This is a genomic window from Pseudomonas sp. ENNP23 (assembly GCF_001728945.1).
GTDB classification, from domain to species: Bacteria; Pseudomonadota; Gammaproteobacteria; order Pseudomonadales; family Pseudomonadaceae; genus Metapseudomonas; species Metapseudomonas otitidis.
Genome location: NZ_LYSP01000002.1, coordinates 158,021 through 175,030 on the forward strand (window position 1 = coordinate 158,021; position 17,010 = coordinate 175,030).

Here is a 17,010-nt window from a genome sequence, read left to right on the forward strand (position 1 = left end):
CCGAACAACCTACAAGAATCCGGCCATGACCCAGACGCCCATCACGCCCATCGTCACCCTGCGCGACATCGAAGCGATCGAGCGCACCCCGCTCGAAGAGCGCGGCATGCCCGCCAGCACCTACGAGCTGATCCGCCAGAGCGCCGAGCGCAGCCCCGACGCCACCGCGATGAGCTTCCTGCTCCAGGGGAGCGCCGAGGAAGCGCCCTGGCAGCTCACCTATGCCGAGCTGCTGGCCCAGGTCACCCGTACCGCCAACGCCTTCCACCGCCTGGGCGTGCACCCGGGCAAGGCGGTGTCGTTCCTGCTGCCGAACCTGCCCCACACCCACTTCACCCTGTGGGGCGGCGAGGCGGCGGGCATCGTCAATGCCATCAACCCGCTGCTGGAGCCCGAGCACATCGCCGAGCTGGTCCGCGCGGCCGACTCCGAGGTGCTGGTGACCCTGGCGCCCTTCCCCGGCACCGACCTGTGGGACAAGGTGGCCGGCCTGCGCGAGCACCTCGGCTCGCTCAAGGCCATCGTCACCGTGGACCTGGCCAACTACCTGCCGGAACCCCAGCGCAGTGCCCTCAAGGCCCAGCGCGGCCCGCTGCCGGAGGGCGTGCTGGACTTCGACACGCTGATCGCCGACTGCCCGGCCGACCACCTGGAAAGCGGCCGGGTGATCGCCCCGGACGACATCGCCTCGTACTTCCACACCGGCGGCACCACCGGTACGCCGAAGCTGGCGCCGCACAGCCACCGCAACGAGGTGGCGATGGCGATGATCCTCGCCTACACCATCCACCTCGGCCCGCAGGACGTGACGCTCTGCGGCCTGCCGCTGTTCCACGTCAACGGCGTGATGGTCACCGGCCTGGCGCCCTTCTTCGTCGGCGCCCAGGTGCTGCTGGCTACGCCCCAGGGCTACCGCAACACCACGCTGATCCAGAACTTCTGGAAGGTCATCGAGCGCTACCGGGTGAGCTTCTTCAGCGGCGTGCCCACCATCTACGCCGGCCTGCTGCAGGTGCCCAGCGAGGGGCATGACCTGTCCAGCCTGCGCTACGCCCTGTGTGGCGCCGCGCCGATGCCGGTGGAGCTGATCCGCCAGTTCGAGGCCAAGACCGGCCTCACGCTCATCGAAGGCTACGGCCTCACCGAAGGCACCTGCGGCAGCTGCGGCAACCCCAATGCCGGTGAGCGCCGCCCCGGCTCCATCGGCCTGCGCATGCCCTACTGCGAGGTGAGCATCAAGGTGCTGGACGAGGACGGCCACTACCTGCGCGATGCCGCTGCCAACGAGATCGGCAACGTCTGCCTGCGCGGCGTGACGGTGTTCAAGGGCTACCTGCAGGCCGGCAAGAACGCCGGCATCTGGGTCGACGGCGACTGGTTCAACACCGGCGACCTGGGTCGCATGGATGCCGACGGCTATATATGGCTGACCGGCCGCAGCAAGGACCTGATCATCCGCGGCGGCCACAACATCGACCCGCAGATGATCGAGGAGGCCCTCCACGGCCACCCCGCCGTGGCCATGGCCGCCGCCGTCGGCAAGCCCGACGAGAAGGCCGGCGAACTGCCGGTGGCCTACGTGCAGCTCAAGCCCGGGCAGCAGGCCAGCGAGGACGAACTGCTGGCCCACGCCGCCGCCCATGTGCCGGAGCGCGCCGCGATACCCAAGGATGTGTGGATCATCGACGCGCTGCCGGTCACGGCGGTGGGCAAGACCTTCAAGCCGGCCCTGCGCCACGACGCCATCCGGCGCGTGCTCGAAGAACGCCTGGCTGAAATCGCCCCCGGTATACGGGTCGAGGTGCGCAGCGATGACCGCCACGGCCAACTGGCGCACATTCATGTACCGGGCCTGGACGATGCCCGACGCGCCGCTCTGGAACAGGGCCTGGCCGGCTTTGCCGTGCGCTACGCGCTGTACCTCGCGGACTGAAATCCAGCGCCCCCGGACCACCCGGACGGGGGCTTCCCCATCCCGCAACCGGCCGATGGAATGGCCGGTTTGTGACGCCTTTCGGATTTTCGCCGGCCACCGGTCGGCCCGACTTCCGGCGTGCGTTGAAAGCGCTTCGGCCCAGCAATAATGTCGGGTCATGCAATTCCCGCGATGACACGGACCGTTCTGCAATGTCTCCTTCCGTTGGCCTCCGTGATGGAGGTGATCCATGAAGAACGCCCATTGGCAGGCCGATGTGCAGCAGTTGAAGGACCAGCGGCTGTTCCAGAACGTCGCCGTCCACAGCCTCCGTCAGGTCCTGCGCGAATTCACCGCCTACGACCTGGAACAGGGCGAAGTGCTGCTCTCCCCCTTCGACCGCAACCAGTACCTCTACCTGGTGGTGCGCGGCGCCCTGCAGGTCTACCTCGGTTCGCTGGACAACCAGCCCATGTCCACCCTGGGCGTCGGTGACTGCGCCGGGGAAATCAGCTTCATCGACCACGAGCACCCGTCTGCCTATGTGGTGGCCGCCGAGCCCAGCACCGTGCTGCGCCTGCACCGGGAGGCGCTGCTGAAGCTGTTCCAGCAATCCCCGCAGATGATGCAGAACCTGCTGGAGCTGCTCTGCGAGCGGGTGCGCGGTGGCAACCGGGTCATCCTCGACACCGAGCAGAACGCCAACGTCGACACCCTCACCGGCCTCTACAACCGGCGCTGGCTGGAACACGTTTACGCCCGCGAGAGCACCCGCTGCGCCTTCAATGGCCAGCCGCTGTGCCTGCTGATGCTGGATGTGGACCACTTCAAGGCCTACAACGACCGCCACGGCCACCTGGCCGGCGACTATGCGCTGTGCCTGGTGGCCCATACCCTGCGCAACCAGCTGCGGCCGAAGGACAGCATGTCGCGCTTCGGCGGCGAGGAGTTCGTCATCCTCCTGCCGGACATCGCCCTGGACGAGGCCCGCCGCATCGGCGAGCGCCTGCGCGCCAGCCTGGAGCAGATCGCTTCCTTTTATTCACCGGTCGGCGTCCTGCCCGGCGTCACCGTCTCCATCGGGCTCACCGAAATGGCCCCGCGCGACGACCTCAAGTCGTTGATCGCCCGGGCCGACCAGGCCCTCTATGACGCCAAGATGCGGGGACGAAACTGCCTTAGCGGCTGAGCCCCGCTGCATCGGCCCCGACGGCTTGCTAGAGTGCGCCTCCACAACAACAGAAGCGGGATGCTCCCATGCGCAAAGTCCTCATCGCGCTGGCCGTCTTGGCCGTGCTCGGTCTGGCCGTGTTCTTCACCCTGCCCAACCTGCTGGACCGGCGGATGAACACCGTGGCCCAGCCCGGCCCCTACCAGGCCGGCGCCGGTGCCACCGACCTGCACAAGACCCTGTTCGTCGCCGACCTGCACGACGACGCCCTGCTCTGGCAGCGCGACCTGCTGGAGCGCCACGACTACGGCCACAGCGACCTGCCGCGCCTGCTGGAAGGCCACGTCGGCCTGCAGGTGTTCTCCACCGTCACCAAGACGCCGCGCGGCATCAACTACGAGAAGAACGACAGCGACAGCGACAACATCACGCTGCTGGCCATGGCCCAGCGCTGGCCGGCACGCACCTGGCACAGCCTGCTGGAGCGCGCGCTGTACCAGGGCGAGAAACTGGAGGACGCCGCCCGCCGCAGCGACGGCAAGCTGGTGCTGGTGCGCACCCGGGGCGATCTGGAAGGCTTCCTCGCCGCCTGGCAGAAGGACCCGCAGCGGGTCGCCGCGATCCTCGCCACCGAAGGCCTGCACCCGCTGGAAGGCAAGCTGGAGAACGTCGACCGGCTGTATGACGCGGGCTTTCGCATCACCGGGCTGACCCACTTCTTCGACAACGAGGTCGGCGGCTCCGCCCACGGCATGGAAAAGGGCGGCCTGACCCGCTTCGGCCGCCGGGTCATCGCCCGCCTCGAAGAGAAGCACATGGTGGTGGACCTGGCCCACGCCTCCCGCGCCCTGATCGATGACGTGCTGAAGATCGCCGAGCGTCCGGTGCTGGTCTCCCACACCGGTGTCGAGGGCACCTGCAAGGGACCGCGCAACCTCAGCGACGAGCACATCAAACGGATCGCCGCCACCGGCGGGGTGATCGGCATCGGCTACTGGGACGCCGCCGTCTGCGACACCTCGGTGGACGCCATCGTCAAGGCCATCCGCTACACTGCCGACCGGGCGGGCGTCCGGCACGTCGCCCTGGGCTCGGACTTCAACGGCACCGTGCACACCCCGTTCGACACCAGCGGCCTGGCCCTGCTGACCGAAGGCCTGCAGAAGGCCGGCTTCAGCCAGGACGAGATCGCCGCCATCATGGGCGGCAACGTGCGCCGCCTGCTGCTGGCAAGCCTGCCCACCGAGTGAGGCTGCAGGCCCCGGAAAGTCCGGGGCCTTCGCCGCGATGGCTTCTTGCTTTACACTGGCGCCCGTTCACTCCTTAACCAATCGACGAGATGACCGTGCTCAAAGCACTCAAAAAGATATTCGGCAAGGGCGAAGCGCCCTTTGCCGGGAGCGCACCCAGCGCACCGGCCACCCCCACCCGCGAAGGTGAAAACAGCCCCGTACCGGCGCAACAGGCGCCACGCGCCGAGAAGCCGGCCCGCGACAACGCCCCCCGTGGCGAGCGCAAACCGCGCGCCGAGAAGACCGCCGACGCCCCCCGCGCCGACAAGCCCAAGACCGACAAGCCCCGCGGCGAGAAGCCACGCAGCGAGAAGCCGCGCCGTGAGCGCGCGCCCAAGCCGGTGGACACCTGGAAGCTGGAAGACTTCGTGGTCGAGCCGATGGAAGGCAAGACCCGCTTCCACGACTTCAAGCTCGCCCCGAGCCTGATGCACGCCATCCACGACCTCGGCTTCCCCTACTGCACCCCGATCCAGGCCGGCGTACTGGGCTTCACCCTCAAGGGCCAGGACGCCATCGGCCGCGCCCAGACCGGCACCGGCAAGACCGCCGCCTTCCTGATCTCGATCATCACCCAGCTGCTGCAGACCCCGCCGCCGAAAGAGCGCTACATGGGCGAGCCCCGTGCGCTGATCATCGCGCCGACCCGCGAGCTGGTGGTGCAGATCGCCAAGGACGCCCAGGCCCTGACCAAGTACACCGGCCTGAACGTGATGAGCTTCGTCGGCGGCATGGACTTCGACAAGCAGCTCAAGCAGTTGGAGTCGCGCTTCTGCGACATCCTCGTGGCCACCCCCGGCCGCCTGCTGGACTTCAACCAGCGCGGCGACGTGCACCTGGACATGGTCGAGGTGATGGTGCTGGACGAAGCCGACCGCATGCTCGACATGGGCTTCATCCCCCAGGTCCGCCAGATCATCCGCCAGACCCCGCCCAAGGGCGAGCGCCAGACCCTGCTGTTCTCCGCCACCTTCACCGAAGACGTGATGAACCTGGCCAAGCAGTGGACCGTCGACCCCGCCATCGTCGAGATCGAGCCGGAGAACGTCGCCAGCGACACCGTCGAGCAGCACGTCTATGCCGTCGCCGGCAGCGACAAGTACAAGCTGCTCTACAACCTGGTCGCCCAGAACAACTGGGAGCGGGTGATGGTCTTCGCCAACCGCAAGGACGAGGTGCGCCGCATCGAGGAGCGCCTGACCAAGGACGGCATCAGTGCCGCCCAGATGTCCGGCGACGTGCCCCAGCACAAGCGCATCAAGACCCTGGAAGGCTTCCGCGAAGGCAAGATCCGCGTCCTCGTCGCCACCGACGTCGCCGGCCGCGGCATCCACGTCGACGCCATCAGCCACGTGATCAACTTCACCCTGCCGGAAGACCCGGACGACTACGTGCACCGCATCGGCCGTACCGGTCGCGCCGGCACCAGCGGCACCTCCATCAGCTTCGCCGGTGAGGACGACGCCTTCGCCCTGCCGCCGATCGAAGAGCTGTTGGGCCGCAAGATCAACTGCGAAACCCCGCCCGCCGAGCTGCTCAAGCCGGTGCCGCGCAACAAGCACTGATCCGCCGCCAGGCGACGGAAAAAGGCGAAGCCCCCGGGCTTCGCCTTTTTCATTTCAGCCCCTGCAGCCCGATGTAAAAACCTCACCATTTCCTCGCCCTCCATCGTCCGGCCCTTGCCGATCAATACAATAAATTCCACTATAGACAAATTGTTTACAGCGGAGTCCCACCATGTCCAGCGCCCTGCCCCGGGTCATCCCCGCCCACGAAGCCGAACGCCTGCTGCCCCTGATCGACGTCCAGGCCGCCCTGCGCGGCATGTTCCTCGACCTCGCCGCCGGAGAGGCCGTGCAGCCGCCCCAGCAACTGGTGCCGTTCCCCGGAGGCGGTGACTTCATCAACTACCTCGGCGTACTGGCCCGCGAGCAGGTCTACGGGGTCAAGACCTCGCCCTACCTGCCCAAGCCACAGGGTGCGGTGGTCACCGCCTGGACCCTGCTGATGTCCATGCAGGACGGCCAACCGCTGCTGCTCTGTGACGCCGCCACCCTCACCACCGAGCGCACCGCCGCCACCACGGCGCTGGCGGTGGATGCCCTGGCCCCGGCCGATGCCACCGAGCTGGCCGTGATCGGCAGCGGCGCCGTGGCCCGCGCGCACATCCGCCATTGCCTGGCCCTGCGGCCCTGGCAGCGCATCCGCGTGCACTCCCCCCGCCTGCAGGCCGAGGGGGAGCGTGCCGACGCCCTGCGCACGCTGGACCCGCGCGTGACCCTCTGCACCCGGCAGGACGACGCCGTGGCCGGTGCCGGGGTGATCCTGCTCTGTACCTCCTCCGCCGGGCCGGTGCTGGACCCGCACAGCCTCGGCCATGCGCCGCTGGTCACCTCCATCAGCACCAATGCCCCGCGCGCCCACGAGGTGTCGCCCGAGGCCCTGGGCGCGATGGACGTGTACTGCGACTACCGCGCCACCACCCCCGCCAGCGCTGGGGAGATGCAACTGGCGGCCGAACACCACGGTTGGTCCGTCGATGCCCTGCGTGGCGACCTGCCCGAGCTGCTGGCCGGTCGCGCGCCCCGCCCGGACTACCAGCGTCCGGTATTCTTCCGCTCCATCGGCCTGGGTCTGGAAGACGTCGCCCTGGCCCACGCCCTGTACCGGCTCAGCAACGAGGAAACGGCATGACCCAGGCGGACTTCATCATCATCGGCGGCGGCATCGCCGGCGCCTCCACCGGCTACTGGCTGTCGCGCCATGGCCGGGTCGTGCTGCTGGAGCGCGAAGAGCACGCCGGCTACCACGCCACCGGGCGCTCCGCCGCGCTCTACACCGTGGCCTACGGCACACCCCAGGTGCGTGCCCTCACGGCAGCCAGCCGGGCCTTCTTCGATGCGCCGCCGGAAGGCTTCTGCGAACACCCGATCCTCACCCCACGGGGCGAGATGGTGGTGGACTTCACCGGAGACCGTGACGAACTCCAGCGCCAGTTCGACAGCGCCCGGGAACAGGTGCCCGACGTGCGCCTGCTGGACGCCGACGAAGCCTGCCGCCTGGTACCGGTGCTGCGGCGGGAGAAGGTCCACGGCGCCATGCTCGACCCCAGCGCCGCCGACATCGACACCGACGGCCTGCACCAGGGCTACCTGCGCGGCATCCGCCGCAACGGCGGCGAGGTACTGACCGGGGCCGAAGTCGCCACCCTCGAACGCCATGGCGACACCTGGCAGGTGGACAGCCGTGCCGGCCGCTTCAGCGCCCCCGTGGTGGTGAACGCCGCCGGCGCCTGGTGCGACCGCGTCGCCGAGCTGGCCGGGGCCCGCCCCCTGGGCCTGCAGCCCAAGCGCCGGGCGGCGTTCATCTTCGCCCCGCCGGAAGGCATGGACTGCCACGCCTGGCCGGCGCTGGTGAGCCTCGACGAATCCTTCTACTTCAAGCCCGATGCAGGGATGCTGCTGGGCTCCCCGGCCAACGCCGACCCGGTGGAGCCCCAGGACGTGCAGCCCGAAGAGCTGGACATCGCCCTGGGCATCTACCAGATCGAGGAGCACACCCTGCTGAACATCCGCCGCCCCGCCCGCACCTGGGCCGGCCTGCGCTCGTTCTTCGCCGACGGCGACCTGGTCTCTGGCTACGACCCCCGCCTGCCGGGCTTCTACTGGGTGGCCGGCCAGGGTGGCTACGGCATCCAGACCTCCGCCGCCATGGGCGAGGCCAGCGCCGCGCTGATCCGCCGCCAGCCGTTGCCCGAGCACCTCGCCCGCTTCGGTCTCAGCGAGGCGATGCTGGCCCCCGCCCGCCTGGGATGACGGCCCCGGCGCTTTGGGCCACACTCCCCCGCGCCGGCCACCGGGCCGGCGCCGTTTCCCGTCCCTGGAGCCCCGCATGACGCCAAGCCCTGCCCCCGATCTGGACAACTACCGGGCCATCGCCGACGCCATCGCCACGCTGTTCTTCCCCCACGCCGAAGTGGTCGTGCACGACCTGCGCACGCAGGCAATCGACTACATCGCCCACAACCTGTCCAAGCGCTCGGTGGGCGACGATTCGGCCCTGGAAGACATGCTCGAAGAAGGGGTCGAGGAGCGGAACATCGGCCCCTACGAGAAGCTCAACTGGGACGGCCAGAAGATCCGCTCGGTGAGCACCGTGCTGCGCGATGCCGAGGGCAAGCCGGTGGCGGTGCTGTGCATCAACCTGAACATCTCCCTGTTCGAGTCGGCCAAGGCGGCGCTGGACCTGTTCCTCGCCCCCGGCAAGCTGATCCCGCAGCCGGACGCGCTGTTCCGCGACGACTGGCAGGAGCGCATCAACACCTTCCTCCACAGCTGGATGCGCCAGCGCCAGCTCGGCCTCAACCTGCTGACCCGCGAGCACAAGCGCGAGCTGGTCCTGGCCCTGCATGCCGAGGGCGCCTTCAAGGGCAAGAGCGCCGCCAACTATGTGGCCAACGTCCTCAACATGGGCCGCGCCACGGTCTACAAGCACCTGCGCGAACTCAAGGAAGAACCCGAAACGGATAGGTAGGGTCCATTCGTTGCGCCGGCCCCGTAGCCCGGGCTTCAGCCCGGGACATACACGCGAAACCCGGACTGAAGTCCGGGCTACGTCTGCTGCATCCCTCGCTTCCGATCAATCCCCGTAGATATCGAAATCGAAGTACTTCGCCTGGATCGTCTGGTAGGTGCCGTTGGCGCGCAGGGCCTTGATGGCGGCGTCCAGCTTGTCGCGCAGTGCGGTGTCGCCCTTGCGCACGGCGATGCCGGCGCCTTCGCCGAAGTAGCGAGGGTCGTTCAGCACCGGGCCGACGAGGGCGTAGCCCTTGCCGTTCTCGGTCTTGAGGAACCCCTCGTTGAGCGGGAACACGTCGGCCAGCACCGCGTCCAGGCGTCCGGAGAGCAGGTCCAGGTAGATCTCGTTCTGGGTGCTGTAGCGCACCACCTTCACGCCCTTGGGCTCCAGCACCTCGGTGGCGAAGCGGTCGGTGGTGGTGGAGCGCTGGGTGCCGACGGTCTTGCCCGCCAGGCTGGCGAAGCCGTCGTCGACGCTGCTACCGGCCTTCATCGCCAGCCGTGCGGGGCTGTAGTAGTACTTGCCGGTGAAGTCGACCGACTTGCGGCGTTCCTCGGTGATGGTCATGGACGAGAGGATGGCGTCCACCTTCTTCACCTTCAGCGAGGGGATCAGCCCGTCGAACTCCTGCTCCACCCACTGGCATTGCACCTTCATCTCCGCGCACAGGGCGTTGCCGATGTCGTAGTCGAAGCCGGCGATCTGCCCGTCGGGCGTTTTGTAAGCAAAGGGCGGGTAGGCCGCCTCGATGCCGATGCGCAACGGCTTGTCGGCCGCGAACACGGTGGAGGCCAGGAGGCCGAGGGCAAGGCTGCCAAGGAGGACGAGTTTCTTCATGGTGCGACTCCCGCTGTGCATGTGTGGGCCCGGCCGTTCAGGGGCGAGCCGTTTCGTGGTGGGCGTTGAAGGAGGGCAGTGACCGGCCCCTGCGGCTGGCGCAGGTACCCGGCGTGGAGAAGGAAAAGGGGATCGCGCGGCACAGCGACACCTTGTTATTGGAATTTCAGTCCACTCTGGACTTTTATGTACATATCGTCAATCGGCCGCTCAATGGCCGGCACGGCTGACCCAGGTCATGCCATGACCCGACGGGGCGTCTAGGCTGCCTACAGGCAACCCAACGGGAGAGGCAGGCCATGGACCACGTACACCTGATGATCGCGCTGCTGGTGGCGGGCTTCCTGTTGCTGGGCATCGGCTTCAGCAACCGGGAGAAGGAGTGGGGGGTGTGGCTGACGGGGCTGGGCACGGCGTCCATGTTCATGCCCATCGTCTTCAAGATGTACATCGAGCTGGGCTGAGCCTCAGCTCTCGGGGGTATCCCAGCGCTTCGCGGCGGCCTGGTCGCTGCAGCGGCCCTCGACCCAGCGGGGGCCGTCGGGGGTGTCCTCCTTCTTCCAGAACGGCGCGCGGGTCTTGAGGAAGTCCATGACGAAGTTGCACGCATCGAACGCGGCCTGGCGGTGGGCGCTGGCGGTGCCGACGAAGACGATGGGCTCGCCCGGCTCCAGCCGGCCGATGCGGTGGAGGATGTCGATGTTGAGCAGCGGCCAGCGGGCCGAGGCCTCGTCGGCGATCTTCTGCAGCGCCTTCTCGGTCATGCCCGGGTAGTGCTCGAGGAACATCCCGGCCACGTCCTGACCGTCGTTGAAGTCCCGCACGTAGCCGACGAACCCCACCACCGCACCGACGCCGACGTTGGCGGCGTGCAGGGCATTGAGTTCAACACCCGGGTCGAAGGCAGCGCTCTGCACGCGAATGGCCATGTCAGCCTCCGGTCACGGTGGGGAAGAAGGCCACTTCGTCGCCTTCGGCCAGCGCCTCGTCGAGGCTGCACAGCTCCTGGTTGCGGGCGCACATGAGGTTCTGCTCGTCGAGCACCGCCCACACGCCGCCGCGTGCCACGAGGTGCTGGCGCAGGTCGTCGAGGCGGGCGAAGGCCGGGTCCCAGGCCAGTTGCTCGCCGTCCAGGCCGAGAGCCTCGCGGTAACGGGCGAAGTACTGCACACGGATCATGGTCATGCCTCCGCCTGGTAGTGGCCGCTCTTGCCACCGAGCTTTTCCAGCAGCCGCACGGACTCGATGGTCATGCCCCGGTCCACGGCCTTGCACATGTCGTAGAGGGTCAGCGCGGCAACGCTGGCGGCGGTGAGGGCCTCCATCTCCACGCCGGTCTGCCCGGCCAGCTTGCAGCGGGCGACGATGTGCACCACGTCGTCGCCTTCGGCAGCCAGCTCCACCTTGACGCTGGTGAGCATCAGCGGGTGGCAGAGGGGGATGAGGTCGGACGTCTTCTTCGCCGCCTGGATGCCGGCGATGCGCGCCACGGCGAACACGTCGCCCTTGGGATGGCCGCCGGCCTGGATCATCGCCAGGGTTTCCGGGCGCATGCGCACCCGCGCTTCGGCCGTCGCCTCACGGGCGGTCACCGCTTTTTCGGTGACGTCGACCATGTTGGCGCGGCCTTGGGAATCGAGATGGGTCAGCACTGCAAGTCTCCTCGGGCGACCCGGTGGGAGCGGGCCGCAGGAGGCGAATTGTATACAGAAGAGCCGGCGGCGGTCGCGCTTTCGCCGCCGGGCGGGTGAGCGCCCGGCGGCGACGGCGGCTACATGTGGGCTTCGGCGTATTCGGCGAGCACCGAACGCGGGACGCCCTGGAGGGTGATGTGAACGCCGTGGGGGAAGTCCTTGAAGCGTTCGGTCAGGTAGGTCAGGCCCGAGCTGGGGGCCGACAGGTAGGGGGTGTCGATCTGCGCGAGGTTGCCCAGGCAGATCACCTTCGAGCCGGTGCCGGCGCGGGTGATGATGGTCTTCATCTGGTGCGGGGTGAGGTTCTGGCACTCGTCGATGATGATCAGGCTCTGCTGGAAGCTGCGCCCGCGGATGTAGTTCAGCGATTTGAACTGCAGCGGCACCTTGCTGAGGATGTAGTCCACGCTGCCGTGGGTGCTCTCGTCATCCATGTGCAGGGCTTCGAGGTTGTCGGTGATGGCGCCCAGCCAGGGCTCCATCTTCTCGGCCTCGGTGCCGGGCAGGAAGCCGATCTCCTGGTCCAGCCCCTGCACGCTGCGGGTGGCGATGATGCGCCGGTAGCGTTTGGTCACCATGGTCTGCTCGATGGCAGCGGCCAGCGCCAGGATGGTCTTGCCCGAGCCGGCAGCGCCGGAGAGGTTGACCAGGTGGATGTCCGGGTCCAGCAGCGCGTACAGCGCCAGCGCCTGGTACACATCACGCGGGCGCAGGCCCCAGGCTTCCTGGTGCAGCAGCGGCTCCTGGTGCAGGTCGAGGATGGTCAGCTCGGTGCCCTGGATGCCCTTGATCCAGCCGACGAAGCCCTGCTCGTCAACGATGAACTCGTTGACGTGCACCGCCGGCAGGTTGTCGGTGAGCTGCACCCGGTGCCAGGTGCGGCCATGGTCCTGGCGGGTCTCCACCTTGCTGACGCGCTCCCAGAAGGACCCGGGCATGTCGTGGTAGCCACGGGACAGCAGGGAGACGTCGTCCACCAACTGGTCGGTGTGGTAGTCCTCGGCATCGATGCCACAGGCACGCGCCTTCAGGCGCATGTTGATGTCCTTGGTGACCAGCACCACGGACAGGCCGGGCCGGCGGGTCTTCAGCTCCACCAACTGATTGATGATGCGGTTGTCGTTGAGGTTGTCCGGCAGCCAGGTGATGGGGGCTGCGCTCTTGCTCATGAGGATCGAGAGGAAGCCGCAGGGGCCGCTCTTCTCGCGCTGGATCGGTACGCCGTGCTCCACCTGCTCGGGGGTCGCGCCACCGAGGATCTTGTCGATGAGGCGAATGGCCTGCCGGCATTCGGCGGCCACGCCCTGCTTGCCACTCTTGAGCTTGTCCAGTTCCTCCAGCACCGTCATGGGGATGGCAACGTGGTGTTCTTCGAAGTTGAGGAGGGCGTTGGGATCGTGGATCAGAACGTTGGTATCGAGGGCATAGAGGGTTGGAGCGGTGGGGCGGGCGCGTCCGTGGTCATCCATACTCGGTCACCTTCTTGTCGGTCCGGGCGACGGAATGCCGGTACGGCGCTCCGCCGAGGAAGGACTGCCGCCCTGCCTGTCCGGGTCATGCCGGGAGCCAGGGACGCCATGAGAAGGATGAGGGCCTGGGGCCGCCACCCTGCTCAGGATTCGGCGGTCTGATTCGTTAATAACCCAAGAGAGATGACAGAAAAAAGAACTTTTTGGTCGGCAAAACCCTTTTTTTATCCTTCGACGAATAACCCTTGGCGCCGGGCAGGAGCGTCGCTAAAGTCCGAAGTCCCCCCTGCCCGTGCTGCCCCGCCCCTTCAGCGGTAGGTGTTGCACGGCATCCAGTCCACACCCGCCAGAGCCGTCCGGTCCTTCAGCCAAGGCAGCGCCGCCAGCGCCTTCGGGTGGATGTCATGGAACAGCACCACGCCCCGGCGCCACAGCAGCATCAGGTTCAGTACCCGCTGCGCCGCCTCGTCGCCGCTGATGCGGGCGTTCCAGTCCTGCGAATCGATGTTCCACAACGCCACCGTCAGCCCCTGGGCGGCGAAGAACGCTCCGCTGTCGGCACGACGCTGGCCATAGGGCGGGCGGAACAGCGGCACGGCGTTGTCCGGCAGCGTGCGGGCCACCAGGTCGCGCACCCGCACCACCGAGTCCTGCCACTGCGCCCAACTGCTGTGGGACTTGTGCTCCCAGCCGTGCAGCCCGACGCACTGGCCGGCATAGAGTTGGCGCATCGCCTCCGGCGAGGTCTTGCCCAGGCGGGTCTGGAACCCCTGTCCCAGCACGTAGAAGGTCGCACTCATGTGCTGCTCACGCAGCCAGGTGGTGAGGCGATCGCTGAGGCCGTCACGGGGCGTCGGGCCATCGTCGAAGGTGAGCAGGAACTGCCGGTCCTTCAGCTCGTCGCCATTGCGCTCCCGCTCGGAGAACAGACCGATCTCGCTGCTGATGCGCGGGAACAGCGCCGCCAGGCGCATCTGCTCGTCCAGGTAGCGCAGGTGGAAGCCTCGGCTGGCCTCGGACCAGGCGAAGAACGGCGAATCCGGCGCCACCTCGAAGCGCCGGGCGCGCTCGCGCAAGGCCGCCTCGTCGGCTGCCGGCTCACAGAACGGCCGCGTGGCGTTGCAGCCCTGGCTGGCCAGCCGGTAGTTCTCCGCCAGGCGCGCCCAGAAGCGCTTGCGCACCGTGGCGATGCCGTCCAGGTCCACCGCCTTCAGGCCCAGGCGCTGCTGCCAGGCGGCGGCGTCCAGCCCCTCGCTCTGCAGCAGGGTCTGGGCGAAGACCAGGATCTCGCCCCGGGAGGCGTCATCGAAGGCCGCTGGCGAATCCAGCGCAGCGGGCCAGGTGGAACGGTCGATCAGGGCGATGCGGCTGGGGCCGGCGGCCTGGGCGAAGGTGGCACCGAGCAGTGCGGCACCGAAAGCGAGGGTACGGAACATGGCGTTCTCCGTTCACGGCAGCGGAAACGAACGCGCCCCCGAAGGGGCGCGCTGTCAGCAGGGCGGGATCAGTGGCGGTCCTGAACCCGTTGGATCGCCTTGTCGTACACCGGGTTCGCCTTCTGCTCCTTGGCCAGGTGGTAGTGGCGCAGGGCATCGTCGTACTGCTCAGCCGCCTCGTAGATGCGGGCGATGTTGTAGTAGGAGCTGGCGCGCACGGTGGCCGCGTTGGCGCCAGTGGCCAGGGCGATGGCCTTGCGGTTGGCCCAGATGGCCTCGGCGGTGCGGTTGGCCTTCTGGTAGGCCAGGCCGAGGTTGCTGTAGGCCTGGCCGTAGTTGGCATCCAGCTCGATGGCCTGGCGGTAGAGGTCGATGGCCAGGTCCAGCTTGCCTTCATGGTAGGCCGCCTCGCCCTTGCGGTTCAGCGCCTTGGCATCACCCTGGGCAGCCTGGGAAGCCGCCTGCGCGGCCACGCTGCGGCCCTCGTTGAGCAGCGGCTCGATGTCGCCCAGCACGTAGGCCGCGTCCTTCGCCTGGCTGCCCTCCAGGGCGTTGATGTCCTGGAAGTCGCCGGACGCGGTGATGCGAAACACCTTCCACAGGTTGCCGCGCTGGTCCTTGGGCACGTAATAGGTGCGCACCAGGGACTGGCCGACGTAGACGAACACCTTCGCCTGGCTGCCCGCCAGTGCCTTGGAGGACGGGTTGTCCCTGTTGGTGAAGTCATGCACCGCGTAGACGTAGGTCTCGCCGTAGCGCTTCTTGTGCAGGGTGATGGTCTCCGGGCCGTAGCTGTCGGTGTCGTCCACGTCCAGGTCGGCGTCGGTGCCTTCCTTCTCGGCGAAGTAGATGTGGTTGCCCGGGTAGGCGATGTGGGAGTCCAGGTCCTCCGGCTTCTCGCCCCAGCTCAGCACGATGCGCAAGCCGTCCAGGTCCTTCATCACCGGGCTGATGGCATAGGTCATGCCGGTGCACGGGCACTTGGCGACGAGGTTGGAGTAACCATCCTTCTTCACGATCACCAGGCTGTCCGGGTCATCGGCGAAGCTGCTGTCCAGGGTCACGCGGCCCTGGGCGTCGGTACGGCCGTTCACCGTCTGGGCACCGTTCTTCTGCAGCAGCACCTCGGCGCCGGCGATCTTCTCGTCCTTCACCACGGCGCTCAGCACCTCGATGGATACCGGCGCGGCCTGAGCCACCACGGCACCGGAAGCGAACAGCAGGGAAAGTGCGATACGCGAGAGGGTCTTCACAACGACCTCCTTGTCAGTCGGGGAATGGGCGGCCAGGGCCGCGGGGGAGCGCACTATAGCGCAGCCTCCCGGCCCGGTGTGTGACGCGGGGCATGGCCCCTGTCCACTCAATCGGGGCGATAGGTGGAGCCTGCCCGGGCAAGTCCCTACAATCGCGCCATTGCCGAAGGAGACAAGCCGATGCTGATGGTGATTTCGCCCGCCAAGACCCTGGACTACGAAACCCCACCGGTCACCGACCGCTACACCCAACCCCGCCACCTGGACCACGCCCAGGAGCTGATCCAGCAACTGCGCACCCTGGCCCCGGCCGACATCGCCCAACTGATGCACCTGTCCGACAAGCTCGCCGGCCTCAACGCCGCGCGCTACGGAAGCTGGCACCCCGACTTCACCCCGGAGAACGCCAAGCAGGCCCTGCTCGCCTTCAAGGGTGACGTCTACACCGGCCTCGACGCCGAAAGCTTCGAGGACAGCGACTTCGACTTCGCCCAGCGCCACCTGCGCATGCTCTCCGGCCTCTACGGCCTGCTGCGCCCGCTGGACCTGATGCAGCCCTATCGCCTGGAAATGGGCACCAAGCTGGCCAACGCCCGGGGCAAGGACCTCTACGCCTTCTGGGGCGAACGCATCAGCACCTGGCTCAACGAAGCCCTGGCCGAACAGGGCGACAACGTCCTGCTCAACCTGGCCTCCAACGAATACTTCAGCGCCGTGAAGCGCAAGGTGCTGGACGCCCGCATCATCGACACCGAATTCAAGGACCTGAAGAACGGCCAGTACAAGATCATCAGCTTCTACGCCAAGAAGGCCCGTGGCCTGATGGCCCGCTACGTGATCAAGGAGCGCCTCACCGACCCGCAGGGCCTGAAGGACTTCGACTACCAGGGCTACCGCTTCGCCGCCGAAGCCTCCAGCGAGAACAAGCTGGTGTTCCTGCGCGACACCCCGCAGGACTGACCCGCCCCCTCGCCCCTCCTCCCTGGAGGGGCCACTTGCCTCCCCCGCTTACACCCCCGACCCGATGAAAGGTCTTATAACCATTCCGCCCAATGCACTTAAAACTTCATCGCTCACCGGCGAAGTTTGATATCACCGTGCAATAACAAACGCTCACCCTCATCGGGTAAATCCCAACTCCACTGCCGCCCTCTACACCGGCCATTACAGCGCAAACCCGCGCCACGCCCGGCATTTGAAAGTTTGAACTTCCCCATAAACTTTAAATAAACATAATTTGCCATCACCGTGATGCCAAACTTACCGCTTATCGAAAAAGTGAAACACCGCAAAATATTGACGAATGACCGGAACTATCCAACTGGCCCCACACTCATAAACCGCGATACATAATTCTTCATATTT

At 67.3% G+C, this 17,010-nt stretch carries 16 protein-coding genes; 9 read left to right on the top strand and 7 right to left on the bottom strand.

Annotation, left to right across the window (positions count from 1 at the left end; genetic code table 11):
• Window positions 1-25 precede the first annotated feature (25 nt).
• From A9G05_RS01920 to A9G05_RS01950, 7 genes are all read left to right on the top strand, one after another.
• On the top strand, window positions 26-1,933 hold the full coding sequence (locus A9G05_RS01920; RefSeq protein WP_069559372.1) for an acyl-CoA synthetase: 1,908 nt from the start codon (window positions 26-28) through the stop codon (window positions 1,931-1,933).
• 232 nt (window positions 1,934-2,165) lie between these two features.
• Window positions 2,166-3,104 (top strand): GGDEF domain-containing protein, encoded by a 939-nt coding sequence (locus tag A9G05_RS01925; protein WP_069559373.1) that lies wholly within the window; start codon window positions 2,166-2,168, stop codon window positions 3,102-3,104.
• A 68-nt stretch (window positions 3,105-3,172) separates the two neighbouring features.
• A complete protein-coding gene (locus A9G05_RS01930; RefSeq protein ID WP_069559374.1) occupies window positions 3,173-4,336 on the top strand; it encodes a dipeptidase in 1,164 nt (387 codons plus the stop codon).
• A gap of 95 nt (window positions 4,337-4,431) precedes the next feature.
• On the top strand, window positions 4,432-5,943 hold the full coding sequence (rhlB, locus tag A9G05_RS01935; RefSeq protein ID WP_069559426.1) for an ATP-dependent RNA helicase RhlB: 1,512 nt from the start codon (window positions 4,432-4,434) through the stop codon (window positions 5,941-5,943).
• 172 nt (window positions 5,944-6,115) lie between these two features.
• Complete coding sequence (locus A9G05_RS01940) at window positions 6,116-7,072, top strand: ornithine cyclodeaminase family protein (protein ID WP_069559375.1); 957 nt, start codon at window positions 6,116-6,118, stop codon at window positions 7,070-7,072.
• Entirely contained in the window at window positions 7,069-8,193 is a 1,125-nt protein-coding gene (locus A9G05_RS01945; RefSeq protein ID WP_069559376.1) for an FAD-binding oxidoreductase, read from the top strand. Before A9G05_RS01940 ends, A9G05_RS01945 begins: the two co-directional genes overlap by 4 nt.
• A 76-nt stretch (window positions 8,194-8,269) precedes the next feature.
• Window positions 8,270-8,911 carry a transcriptional regulator gene (locus A9G05_RS01950; protein ID WP_044411726.1) on the top strand — a complete coding sequence of 214 codons (642 nt, stop codon included), beginning with the start codon at window positions 8,270-8,272 and terminating at the stop codon, window positions 8,909-8,911.
• 105 nt (window positions 8,912-9,016) lie between these two features.
• On the opposite strand, the gene A9G05_RS01955 is transcribed toward A9G05_RS01950, so the two are convergent.
• A complete protein-coding gene (locus A9G05_RS01955) occupies window positions 9,017-9,793 on the bottom strand; it encodes an ABC transporter substrate-binding protein (RefSeq protein ID WP_069559377.1) in 777 nt (258 codons plus the stop codon).
• 299 nt (window positions 9,794-10,092) lie between these two features.
• Between A9G05_RS01955 and A9G05_RS27580 the strand changes: the two genes are divergently transcribed.
• Window positions 10,093-10,257, top strand: coding sequence for a hypothetical protein (locus A9G05_RS27580; RefSeq protein ID WP_165664358.1), 165 nt, complete (start codon window positions 10,093-10,095; stop codon window positions 10,255-10,257).
• A 3-nt stretch (window positions 10,258-10,260) separates the two neighbouring features.
• Here the strand turns inward: A9G05_RS27580 and moaE are convergent, their stop codons facing one another.
• The 6 genes from moaE to A9G05_RS01985 all read right to left on the bottom strand — a co-directional run bounded on the left by moaE (window position 10,261) and on the right by A9G05_RS01985 (window position 15,645).
• Window positions 10,261-10,722, bottom strand: a complete 462-nt coding sequence (gene moaE, locus A9G05_RS01960) for a molybdopterin synthase catalytic subunit MoaE (RefSeq protein WP_069559378.1) — start codon at window positions 10,720-10,722, stop codon at window positions 10,261-10,263.
• Between the two features lies 1 nt (window position 10,723).
• Window positions 10,724-10,972 (bottom strand): MoaD/ThiS family protein, encoded by a 249-nt coding sequence (locus A9G05_RS01965; protein ID WP_069559379.1) that lies wholly within the window; start codon window positions 10,970-10,972, stop codon window positions 10,724-10,726.
• Between the two features lie 2 nt (window positions 10,973-10,974).
• On the bottom strand, window positions 10,975-11,445 hold the full coding sequence (gene moaC / locus A9G05_RS01970; RefSeq protein WP_044411737.1) for a cyclic pyranopterin monophosphate synthase MoaC: 471 nt from the start codon (window positions 11,443-11,445) through the stop codon (window positions 10,975-10,977).
• Between the two features lie 119 nt (window positions 11,446-11,564).
• Window positions 11,565-12,956: a PhoH family protein gene (locus tag A9G05_RS01975; RefSeq protein WP_069559380.1), complete on the bottom strand. Its 1,392-nt coding sequence runs from the start codon at window positions 12,954-12,956 to the stop codon at window positions 11,565-11,567.
• A 308-nt stretch (window positions 12,957-13,264) separates the two neighbouring features.
• A complete protein-coding gene (locus tag A9G05_RS01980; protein WP_069559381.1) occupies window positions 13,265-14,392 on the bottom strand; it encodes a polysaccharide deacetylase family protein in 1,128 nt (375 codons plus the stop codon).
• A gap of 68 nt (window positions 14,393-14,460) precedes the next feature.
• On the bottom strand, window positions 14,461-15,645 hold the full coding sequence (locus A9G05_RS01985) for a tetratricopeptide repeat protein (protein WP_069559382.1): 1,185 nt from the start codon (window positions 15,643-15,645) through the stop codon (window positions 14,461-14,463).
• 180 nt (window positions 15,646-15,825) lie between these two features.
• On the opposite strand from A9G05_RS01985, the gene yaaA reads away from it, so the two are divergent.
• Window positions 15,826-16,605 carry a peroxide stress protein YaaA gene (yaaA, locus tag A9G05_RS01990; RefSeq protein WP_069559383.1) on the top strand — a complete coding sequence of 260 codons (780 nt, stop codon included), beginning with the start codon at window positions 15,826-15,828 and terminating at the stop codon, window positions 16,603-16,605.
• Window positions 16,606-17,010 lie beyond the last annotated feature (405 nt).

What these genes read in the sequence shown, in the direction of transcription:
- yaaA (WP_069559383.1), top strand. Translation starts at nt 15,826, where the DNA reads ATGCTGATGGTGATTTCGCCCGCCAAGACCCTGGACTACGAAACCCCA.
- A9G05_RS01975 (WP_069559380.1), bottom strand. Translation starts at nt 12,956, where the DNA reads ATGGATGACCACGGACGCGCCCGCCCCACCGCTCCAACCCTCTATGCC.
- A9G05_RS01930 (WP_069559374.1), top strand. Translation starts at nt 3,173, where the DNA reads ATGCGCAAAGTCCTCATCGCGCTGGCCGTCTTGGCCGTGCTCGGTCTG.
- A9G05_RS01945 (WP_069559376.1), top strand. Translation starts at nt 7,069, where the DNA reads ATGACCCAGGCGGACTTCATCATCATCGGCGGCGGCATCGCCGGCGCC.
- A9G05_RS01950 (WP_044411726.1), top strand. Translation starts at nt 8,270, where the DNA reads ATGACGCCAAGCCCTGCCCCCGATCTGGACAACTACCGGGCCATCGCC.
- A9G05_RS01965 (WP_069559379.1), bottom strand. Translation starts at nt 10,972, where the DNA reads ATGATCCGTGTGCAGTACTTCGCCCGTTACCGCGAGGCTCTCGGCCTG.
- A9G05_RS01955 (WP_069559377.1), bottom strand. Translation starts at nt 9,793, where the DNA reads ATGAAGAAACTCGTCCTCCTTGGCAGCCTTGCCCTCGGCCTCCTGGCC.
- A9G05_RS27580 (WP_165664358.1), top strand. Translation starts at nt 10,093, where the DNA reads ATGGACCACGTACACCTGATGATCGCGCTGCTGGTGGCGGGCTTCCTG.
- moaE (WP_069559378.1), bottom strand. Translation starts at nt 10,722, where the DNA reads ATGGCCATTCGCGTGCAGAGCGCTGCCTTCGACCCGGGTGTTGAACTC.
- A9G05_RS01925 (WP_069559373.1), top strand. Translation starts at nt 2,166, where the DNA reads ATGAAGAACGCCCATTGGCAGGCCGATGTGCAGCAGTTGAAGGACCAG.
- A9G05_RS01980 (WP_069559381.1), bottom strand. Translation starts at nt 14,392, where the DNA reads ATGTTCCGTACCCTCGCTTTCGGTGCCGCACTGCTCGGTGCCACCTTC.
- A9G05_RS01920 (WP_069559372.1), top strand. Translation starts at nt 26, where the DNA reads ATGACCCAGACGCCCATCACGCCCATCGTCACCCTGCGCGACATCGAA.
- A9G05_RS01940 (WP_069559375.1), top strand. Translation starts at nt 6,116, where the DNA reads ATGTCCAGCGCCCTGCCCCGGGTCATCCCCGCCCACGAAGCCGAACGC.